A 9,388-nucleotide genomic window follows, 5' to 3' on the forward strand; every position below is an offset into this window, starting at 1 on the left:
CACGCCGATGAAAATTGTCCCTTTATTTTTGGATGTGAAGCAAGAATTCCGGTTAGATATAATGATCCAAAAGCGTTTGACAATACACCACAACAAGCAGAAAAATATTTAGAAAGAAGTAATGAAATTGCTTCGGAAATGATGTACGTATTTTCACAAATTAAAAACTAACTATAAGTGTCATTCCGACTGAAGTGGAGGAATCTCAATATTAGAGACTTCTCGATTATGAGGCTTCACTCGATATGACAAGAAATTCAGCTAAATAATGAAAAAAAGACTTAAATTTTTAGATAGATATTTAACGATATGGATATTTCTTGCAATGGCAATTGGCGTTGGTTTGGGGTATTTGTTTCCACAAATTGCAGTTGTAACCGATTCACTTTCGGTTGGAACCACAAATATTCCGTTGGCAATTGGGTTAATTTTAATGATGTATCCGCCGTTAGCAAAAGTTGATTATAGCTTAATTCCAACAGTTTTTAAAGACACCAAATTAATGTCTATGTCTTTATTTTTAAACTGGATTGTGGGTCCAATTTTAATGTTTGTTTTGGCAATTGTATTTTTAAGAGACGAACCGGGTTATATGTCGGGTTTAATTTTAATTGGCTTGGCACGTTGCATTGCAATGGTAATTGTTTGGAACGATTTGGCGGGTGCAAGTAGAGAATACGGCGCTACTTTAATTGCTTTAAATAGTGTTTTTCAAATTTTCACCTATAGTTTTTACGCGTGGTTGTTTATAACCGTGTTGCCACAGTATTTTGGAATGGAAGGTTTAGATGTGAATATCACCATTTTTGAAGTTGCAGAAAGCGTTTTAATTTATTTAGGAATTCCGCTAGTTGCTGGTTTCTTAAGTCGAAAATATTTAACAAAATTAAAAGGTGAAGATTGGTATAATCGAAAATTTATTCCATTCATTTCACCAATAACTTTGATTGCGTTGTTAGCCACAATTGTATTAATGTTTAGTTTAAAGGGCGATTTAATTGTTGAAATTCCTTTTGATGTGGTAAAAATTGCAGTTCCATTAGTTATTTATTTTATACTTATGTTTTTTGTGAGTTTCTTTATTGGAAAAGCTATGGACATAGATTACAAACGTAACGCAGCTGTTGCTTTTACAGCTACAGGAAATAATTTTGAGTTAGCCATTGCAGTTGCAATAGCAGTTTTTGGTATCAATTCTCAACAAGCTTTTACAGGTGTTATTGGACCTCTGGTTGAAGTTCCGGTTTTAATTGGATTGGTGAATGTTTCGCTTTGGTTGAAGAAAAAATATTATTAAAATGAAAGAATTTTGGGAGGAAAGGTATAGTGAAAAAGAGTTTGCTTATGGAGTTGAACCAAATGTTTTTTTTGAAAAAGTTGTAAAAGATTTAAAATTAAAAGGAACTATTTTATTACCTGCTGAAGGAGAAGGCAGAAACGCCGTTTTCGCAGCCAAAAAAGGCTTAAATGTTACTTGTTTTGATATAAGTTCACAAGGAAAAATGAAAGCAGAAAAACTAGCCACTTTAAATAATGTACAAATTAATTACCTGGTAGGAGAATTTTCTGAACTAGAATTTGAAGAAAATTCATTTGATGTAATTGCATTAATTTATGCACATTTACCTTCAAATGTAAAATCACAATATCATCAAGAATTAGTAAAATATTTAAAAAAAGATGGAGTTCTAATTTTAGAAGGTTTTAGCAAAAAACAACTTGAAATTAATAAAGAAAACGAAAAGCCTTTTGGTCCTCCAAATATTGAGATGCTTTATACTATTGAAGATATTCAAAATGATTTTTCAGTTCTTGAAACCATTGAGTTAAGCGAAGAGCTTATTGAATTAAATGAAGGAATTTACCATAAAGGTAAAGGATCGGTAATACGTTTTATTGGAAAAAAGAATAAATAATTATGTTTGATTGGATAGAAAACTTAGCCACTTGGTTTGTGTTTTCAATTTTAAAATTAGAAGAAGGAAGTCACTTAGCAGAAGCTTTACATTTCTTTATTTACGATACAATAAAAATTTTACTATTAGTTTTTGTAATCATCTTTTTTATGGGAATTGTTAACAGTTATTTTCCTGTTGAAAAGGTGAGAAATTATTTATCACGCAAAAAATTATATGGTTTTGAGTATTTAATGGCTTCACTTTTTGGTGTGGTAACTCCTTTTTGTTCGTGCTCATCTGTACCATTATTTATTGGTTTTGTAAAAGGAGGAATTCCTTTAGGAGTTACCTTTGCATTTTTAATTACATCTCCTTTGGTTAATGAAGTTGCTATTGGTTTATTTATAGGTTTATTCGGATTAAAAACAACCATAATATATGTAGTAAGTGGGGTTTTATTAGGAACTTTTTCAGGAATGATTTTGCAGCGTTTAAAGTTAGAACGTTATTTATCACCTTGGGTACAACAAGTATTAGAAAATAGTCAAAAAGAAACAGCACAATTTGAAGCAGCACACACTTCATTAAAAGATAGGTTACCATCTATCTGGAAAGAAACTAAAACAATTTTAATGGGAATTTTGCCTTATGTAATAATTGGTATTGCTATTGGAGGGTTAATGCACGGTTATATTCCAGAAGGTTTCTTTGAACAGTACATGGGTAAAGGTAATTGGTTTGCCGTACCAGCTGCAACTATTTTAGCCGTACCAATGTATTCGAATGCATCTGGTATATTACCTGTAGCACAAGTATTAGTCTCTAAAGGAATTCCATTAGGAACGGCAATTGCATTTATGATGGGTGTTGTTGGCCTTTCATTACCAGAAGCAATGTTGCTTAAAAAAATAATGACACTAAAATTGATTGCCATTTTCTTTTCTGTTGTAACTTTATGTATAATAATTTCAGGATACGTATTTAATATAATTTTTTAATCAAATAAATTTCACAAAATGAAAAATTTACAGTTAGTAGTAGTTTGTTGTTTACTTTTTGTTTCAGGGTATGGGCAATCGGTTAACAAAATTGAAGTAATAGATTTTCACTCAACACACAGGTGTATTACTTGCAAAGCAATTGAATCGAATACCAAATTAGTGTTAGAAACTAATTTTTCAAAAGAATTGAAAGATGGAATCATCAGTTTTCATGTCGTAAATGTTGATGATGAAAATAATTATAAGCTTGCCGAAAAATTTCAAGCTACAGGTACTGCATTATTTTTAAATGTAATATCTGAAGGAGAGGAAAAACATATTGATTTAACACAGTTTGGTTTTATGTATGGAAAAAATACAGATGAGTTTACAAAAAGATTAACAAGCAGAATCGAAAAACAACTGAGCAAAATCTAATGGAATTCTTACAGACACTACTTGAAAATTACAATATCCCAATTTTATCGGCTTTTGTTTTGGGCTTAATGACAAGTATTAGTCCTTGTCCTTTAGCAACAAACATAACAGCTACAGCTTTTATTTCAAAAAATATTGCTAGTAAAAGAAAGGTGTTTTTAAGTGGTGTCATATACTCTTTAGGAAGAGCTTTTAGTTATACTGTAATTGGACTTATTTTATTTTTTGGGGCTAGTAAGTTTCATGTTGGGCGTTTTTTTCAACAAAATGGAGAGAAATATTTAGGCCCTTTACTCATTATTTTTGGCTTAATAATGTTGAATATATTAAGGCTAAACTTGTTTGGAAAATTTAATTTTACTGAAAAATTATCAGAAAAGTTTGTAAATAAAGGCTTACTTGGCTCATTTTTAATAGGAGTTTTATTTGCTTTAGCATTTTGTCCATATAGTGGTGCATTGTATTTTGGTTTGCTAATTCCAATGACTATCTCTAGTTTTGATGGGTTGTATTTGCCAATTATATTTGCAATAGGAACAGGAATTCCAGTTATTTTATTTACTTATTTATTAGCTTTTACAGCTTCACGAATAGGTGTTTTTTATAATAGAATTGCTCAGGTTGAAAAATGGACTCGCACTATTGCAGGAATCGTTTTTATAATAACAGGGGTATACTACATTTTTATTTTTGCTAACGTTTTTTAATTTTTTAAATTAGTAGAAAATAAATTGAGTTATGATTAAACTTCAAAACTTATTTAAAAACCCTACTTATCTATTTCTAACAGTGTTAATATCCATATTGCTATTAATACTTTTATTGAATTATATGTATGATATTGGTTATTATTTAGGAGGTGCAATACATAAATGGTTAGAATAGTTTTTTAATGAAGTTGAAAATTTTTAATAATTATTGTAAATAGATCTAAAATGAGTGAAAAGAAAAAATTATTAATAGCAGGTATTGTATTTATAGTTACATTTTTAGTGTTTAGAACTATTTTTTCGAATTGGGATGCTATAAAATCTGCACTATTTGGTGGGTAAAAACAAAGAGAATAGGGTGTTTTAATTTATATTATGCTTTTTAACGGATTTTCAACCCAACAAGTTCTTGTTCTAATTCTTCAACAAAAATTATTAGATCGTCAATTTCAACATGATCCATCATAATTACTTTATACCAGCTATTTGTACCATTATGCGTATCTGGAACTAGTCCAAATTTATGAGCAATATTTTTAGGAATATATTCCGATTTTAGAGTTACAATATTCATAAAAGGATCTCTAAAATATTCAATATTTAAAGCGTCCATTTGTTTTGTAAACCATTTGGTACGTAATAATAATGTGTTTATTTTTTCAAACCATCCGTAGTAACCATAACTAAATAAAATCATCCAAACAGCAATGGCATTTGCTCCTGAGCGGCTACCAACTATGGTTAAATCCATTCCGTCTACATATTGTGCTTCTTTGGTTAAAACATTCTCAATCAGTCCTTTTCTGCATAAAAAAACACCCGTTCCATAAGGAGCTTGTAACATTTTATGCGCATCAATTGTGATGGATGAAACATTGGGATTTTCAAAATTTATAGTAGAATTTTTGTTTGAAATTGGATAGATAAAACCTCCAAAAGCGCCATCAATATGTATTTTATATGCAACATTGTGTTTCTCTAAAATTTCTGCATACATATCTGGATTGTCAACAGAGCCAAACATAGTTGTAGCCATATTTGAAATAACCAAAAAGTATTTTTTTCCATTCGAAATAAGATCTTTTACAATATTATCTAATGCGTCTTTTAAAATCTCTCTTGAATTAAAATCAACAGGAATACTTACGTTTTCAATACTTAATAAATTTGACCCTTTATGAACCGAATAATGGGTGTCTTCAGAAGATAAAATCACCATTTCATCTAAAGTAGCATTAAATTCTTTTTTGTATAAATTTCTATAAACCCATAATGCCTGAATGTTTGCTTCGGTACCTCCAGTAGCAATATAGCCATCATATTCACCTAATTTTGCCTTAAAAATATCAACCGCCAACACCTGAATAATTTCACGTTCTAACTCTTGCGAACCTTTAAAAGCTTCTTCACTTTTCCCTAAAGTATGACAACCAATATTGTTAGGATTTGCAATAAACGACTTTAATAAAGGCGACTCATCTAAAAAAGAACCACTTGTGTTAAATACATTTTCATCCAATCTTGAGACAGGATAGCCCAAAGCCTTGCTAGTTTGAAAATTCACATTGGCATTTAATGCGGTATCAATTCTTTTTATTAATTTTTCTTTTGAATATTTCTTCCAATACTTCATTTTAAACCAAATTATGAATTATATAAAAATTAAGTTAAATAAAACTTTTTTTTAAATATTTCGCAAAAATATACAATTTTATTGTATTTAAATTAATTTTTGGAAGAATTTTAAGAGGAAACTAAAATCCATATAAAAAGTAGTACTTTTATTTTTTAAAACATTAATTTTTGGAATTAGAAATTCAAATAAAAACTTTACCAGATCAACCAGGTGTTTATCAGTATTACGATAAAAACGGGACTATCTTGTATATAGGAAAGGCTAAAAACTTAAAAAAAAGAGTTGCTTCCTACTTTAATAAAAACCACGAATACGGAAAAACGAGGGTTTTAGTAAAAAAAATAGCCACCATTAAACACATTGTTGTTAATACGGAAACGGATGCTTTATTGTTAGAAAATAACTTAATAAAAAAGTATCAGCCTAAATACAATGTGATGCTAAAGGACGATAAGACATATCCTTGGATTTGTATTAAAAAAGAAAGATTTTCACGTGTGTTTTTAACTAGAAATGTTATAAAAGATGGTTCGGAATATTTTGGGCCATACACTTCTGTAAGAACCGCAAAAGCATTATTAGATTTAATTAAAGAATTGTACCAATTACGTTCTTGTAATTACGATTTGAGTAGAAAAAATGTAGCTGAATTAAAATACAAAGTGTGTTTAGATTTTCATATTGGAAATTGTAAAGGCCCATGTGAAGGATTTCAAACGGAAGAAAGTTACAATACAGATATTGTAGCAATTAGAAATATAATTAAAGGAAATTTTAAAGAATCTATCAAGTCTTTTCATCAATTAATGATTCGTTTTGCAGATAATATGGAGTTTGAAGAGGCGCAAAAAATTAAAGAAAAAATAGATTTATTAGCAAACTATCAATCAAAATCTACAGTTGTAAATCCTTCCATAACAAATGTTGATGTTTTTTCAATTATTTCAGATGAGAGCTACAGCTATGTGAACTTTTTTAAAATATCAAATGGCGCAATAATTCAATCGCATACCATAGAAATTAAAAAGAAGTTAAACGAGACAGATAAAGAACTAATAGAGCTTGCAATTGTTGAAATTCGTCAACGTTTTAATTCGCAATCTAAAGAAATTTATGTGCCTTTTAAAGTAGACTTGGGTGAAGAGATAAAAGTTACCGTTCCTGTTTTAGGAGATAAAAAACGCATTATAGATTTAAGTATTAGAAATGCAAAATATTATAGACAAGAGCAGTTTAAACAGATAAAAATTGTAGATCCAGACAGGCATGTAAAAAGGTTAATGGCACAAATGAAAAAAGACTTACGTTTAGGTGCCGAGCCAAGACATATAGAATGTTTTGATAATTCAAATATACAAGGAACAAACCCAGTTGCTGCTTGTGTAGTTTTTAAAAATGGAAAACCAAGTAAAAAAGAATATCGGAATTTTAATATTAAAACTGTTGAAGGTCCCGATGATTTTGCTTCTATGGAAGAAGTGGTTTTTAGAAGGTATAAACGTTTATTAGAAGAAGGACAACCTTTACCACAATTAGTTGTAATAGATGGCGGAAAAGGGCAATTATCTTCTTCATTAAAAAGTTTAGATATTTTAGGTTTAAGAAATAAAATTGCAATTATCGGAATTGCAAAAAGATTGGAAGAAATTTATTATCCAGAAGATCCAGTACCATTATATTTAGATAAAAAATCTGAAACGCTAAAGATAATACAACAATTACGAAACGAAGCACATAGGTTTGGAATAACGCACCATAGAAATAAAAGAAGTAAACAAGCGTTAGAAAATGAATTAGAACAAATTTCTGGTATTGGAAAACAAACTGTTGTATCTTTATTAAAGCATTTTAAGTCTGTAAAAAGAGTTCGTTTGGCTTCAATTGAAGAGTTAGAAAAAATAGTTGGAAAAGCAAGGGCACTAAAAATAATTAATTATTATAAAAATATATAAACAGCGTGAAAAGAACTTTAATTTTTGTTTTCTTTCTTACATTTTTAGTAAGTTTTTCCCAAGAAAAACCTGCTAATCAAGATCTTAAAGTAGGTCTTGTTTTAAGTGGTGGTGGCGCAAAAGGCTTGGCGCATGTCTCCGTTTTAAAAGTTTTGGAAGAAGCTGGCGTTCGAGTGGATTATATTGGAGGTACAAGTATGGGCGCAATTATTGGAGCTTTGTATGCTTCTGGATATACTGCAAATCAATTAGATTCAATATTAAAAGTGATAGATTTTGACCTTATTTTAACGGATCAAATGCCAAGAAAATCAAAACCATTTTACGAAAAAGAAATTGGAGAAAAATATGCACTTTCATTACCAGTTAAAAATAAAAGAGTTGGAATTCCAAGAGCTTTGTCTGAAGGCCAAAGTGTACTTAATTTACTTACTAAATTAACGCAACATGTAAATAATATTACAGATTTTAATAAACTGCCAATTCCTTTTGTATGCATTGCAACAAATTTAGAAACTGGAAAACAAGAAATATTAAATTCAGGTTTTTTACCTGAAGCGGTGAAGGCAAGTGGTTCATTTCCAACATTACTAGCTCCTGTTGAAATAGATGAAAAAATATTAACCGATGGTGGAATTGTAAATAATTTTCCTGTAGATGAAGTTATAAGTATGGGCGCTGATATTATTATTGGTGTAGATATTCAAAGTGGTTTAGATAAAAAAGATAATTTAAGCTCGGCGGTAGCAATAATAAACCAAATAGTTGGTTTTCAAATGTATAAAACATTAGATTATAAATATGGCAAGGTTGATGTTCTTATAAAGCCAGATGTGACTCACTATAATGTTATTTCTTTTGATAAAAAAAAGGAAATTATGAAAGCAGGTGATGAAGCTGCCAGAGAACATATGGACAATCTTAGAGCCATCGCAAAACAACAAACTACCAAAGAAACTCCTAAAATAAAAACAAAACAATTACAATACGATATTAGTGATATTAGGATTCAGGGAAATTTAAATTATACCAGAGCGTATATTCTTGGTAAGCTAAATTTAAAAAAACAAGATAAAACAGGTTATAATAAACTAATTCAAAGTATTAATAATCTTTATGCTACTGGTAATTTTGAAAATGTACAATATAAAATTTTAGATGACACCGAAAATGAAGAAGGTAGTGTTTTGAGCTTAAAAGTTAAAGAGCATAGAATTTCTAATTATTTGCAGCTTGGAGCACATTTTGATGATTTATACAAAACAGGTATTATTATTAATTCAACCGCAAAACACCTTTTTAATAAAAACGATATAATTTCTGCAGATATTATTTTAGGTGATAACATTCGATATAATTTCGATTATTTTATTGATAATGGATTTTATACAAGTTTTGGTGTAAAATCGAGATACAATAGTTTCAATGCAAATTTAAATTTTGAGCAAACTAACTCAAATATAGAGGATTCTAATGTAAATGAAATAAATTTAGTATATGAAGACTTTACAAACCAAATATATTTTCAAACGGTATTTAATAGAAAATTTGCACTAGGAGTTGGAGGTGAACATAAACATTTAAAAGTATTTACAGAAACTATATCATCACTTGAATCTACTGTTTCTGCAAACAGAGAAAAGAGATTGTATTTTGATAATTCAGACTATTTAAATTTAATTGCATATTTAAAAATTGACACTTATGATAAAAAATATTTTCAAAAATATGGTGTATTTTTGGATACTGAGTTTAGGTGGTTTTTAAACTCCAG

8 protein-coding genes and 1 pseudogene are annotated in these 9,388 nt (G+C 29.2%); 8 read left to right on the forward strand and 1 reads right to left on the reverse strand.

Annotated elements, in window-relative coordinates; genetic code table 11:
- The 6 genes and pseudogenes from AB1Z17_RS11595 to AB1Z17_RS11620 form a co-directional block, all read left to right on the forward strand.
- A pseudogene (locus AB1Z17_RS11595) lies at positions 1-171 on the forward strand (protein-tyrosine-phosphatase); the annotation flags it as partial.
- 97 nt (positions 172-268) lie between these two features.
- Positions 269-1,297, forward strand: a complete 1,029-nt coding sequence (arsB, locus tag AB1Z17_RS11600; RefSeq protein ID WP_368051956.1) for an ACR3 family arsenite efflux transporter — start codon at positions 269-271, stop codon at positions 1,295-1,297.
- A 1-nt stretch (position 1,298) separates the two neighbouring features.
- A complete protein-coding gene (locus tag AB1Z17_RS11605; protein WP_368051957.1) occupies positions 1,299-1,916 on the forward strand; it encodes a class I SAM-dependent methyltransferase in 618 nt (205 codons plus the stop codon).
- 2 nt (positions 1,917-1,918) lie between these two features.
- Positions 1,919-2,896 carry a permease gene (locus tag AB1Z17_RS11610; protein WP_368051958.1) on the forward strand — a complete coding sequence of 326 codons (978 nt, stop codon included), beginning with the start codon at positions 1,919-1,921 and terminating at the stop codon, positions 2,894-2,896.
- An 18-nt stretch (positions 2,897-2,914) separates the two neighbouring features.
- A complete protein-coding gene (locus tag AB1Z17_RS11615) occupies positions 2,915-3,316 on the forward strand; it encodes a nitrophenyl compound nitroreductase subunit ArsF family protein (RefSeq protein WP_368051959.1) in 402 nt (133 codons plus the stop codon).
- Complete coding sequence (locus tag AB1Z17_RS11620; RefSeq protein WP_368051960.1) at positions 3,316-4,023, forward strand: aromatic aminobenezylarsenical efflux permease ArsG family transporter; 708 nt, start codon at positions 3,316-3,318, stop codon at positions 4,021-4,023. Before AB1Z17_RS11615 ends, AB1Z17_RS11620 begins: the two co-directional genes overlap by 1 nt.
- A 385-nt stretch (positions 4,024-4,408) precedes the next feature.
- On the opposite strand, the gene AB1Z17_RS11625 is transcribed toward AB1Z17_RS11620, so the two are convergent.
- Positions 4,409-5,659 (reverse strand): pyridoxal-dependent decarboxylase, encoded by a 1,251-nt coding sequence (locus AB1Z17_RS11625; RefSeq protein ID WP_368051961.1) that lies wholly within the window; start codon positions 5,657-5,659, stop codon positions 4,409-4,411.
- 170 nt (positions 5,660-5,829) lie between these two features.
- On the opposite strand from AB1Z17_RS11625, the gene uvrC reads away from it, so the two are divergent.
- Both uvrC and AB1Z17_RS11635 read left to right on the forward strand, forming a co-directional pair.
- Positions 5,830-7,614 carry an excinuclease ABC subunit UvrC gene (gene uvrC / locus AB1Z17_RS11630; RefSeq protein WP_368051962.1) on the forward strand — a complete coding sequence of 595 codons (1,785 nt, stop codon included), beginning with the start codon at positions 5,830-5,832 and terminating at the stop codon, positions 7,612-7,614.
- Between the two features lie 5 nt (positions 7,615-7,619).
- On the forward strand, positions 7,620-9,388 hold a 1,769-nt coding region (locus tag AB1Z17_RS11635; RefSeq protein ID WP_368051963.1), incomplete at its 3' end, for a patatin-like phospholipase family protein.

This window comes from Lutibacter sp., from assembly GCF_040883305.1.
GTDB lineage: Bacteria > Bacteroidota > Bacteroidia > Flavobacteriales > Flavobacteriaceae > Lutibacter.

Bases quoted from the DNA above. Each gene is read 5' to 3' on its own strand.
- AB1Z17_RS11620 (WP_368051960.1), top strand. From the start codon at position 3,316: ATGGAATTCTTACAGACACTACTTGAAAATTACAATATCCCAATTTTA.
- AB1Z17_RS11605 (WP_368051957.1), top strand. From the start codon at position 1,299: ATGAAAGAATTTTGGGAGGAAAGGTATAGTGAAAAAGAGTTTGCTTAT.
- AB1Z17_RS11610 (WP_368051958.1), top strand. From the start codon at position 1,919: ATGTTTGATTGGATAGAAAACTTAGCCACTTGGTTTGTGTTTTCAATT.
- AB1Z17_RS11615 (WP_368051959.1), top strand. From the start codon at position 2,915: ATGAAAAATTTACAGTTAGTAGTAGTTTGTTGTTTACTTTTTGTTTCA.
- arsB (WP_368051956.1), top strand. From the start codon at position 269: ATGAAAAAAAGACTTAAATTTTTAGATAGATATTTAACGATATGGATA.
- AB1Z17_RS11625 (WP_368051961.1), bottom strand. From the start codon at position 5,659: ATGAAGTATTGGAAGAAATATTCAAAAGAAAAATTAATAAAAAGAATT.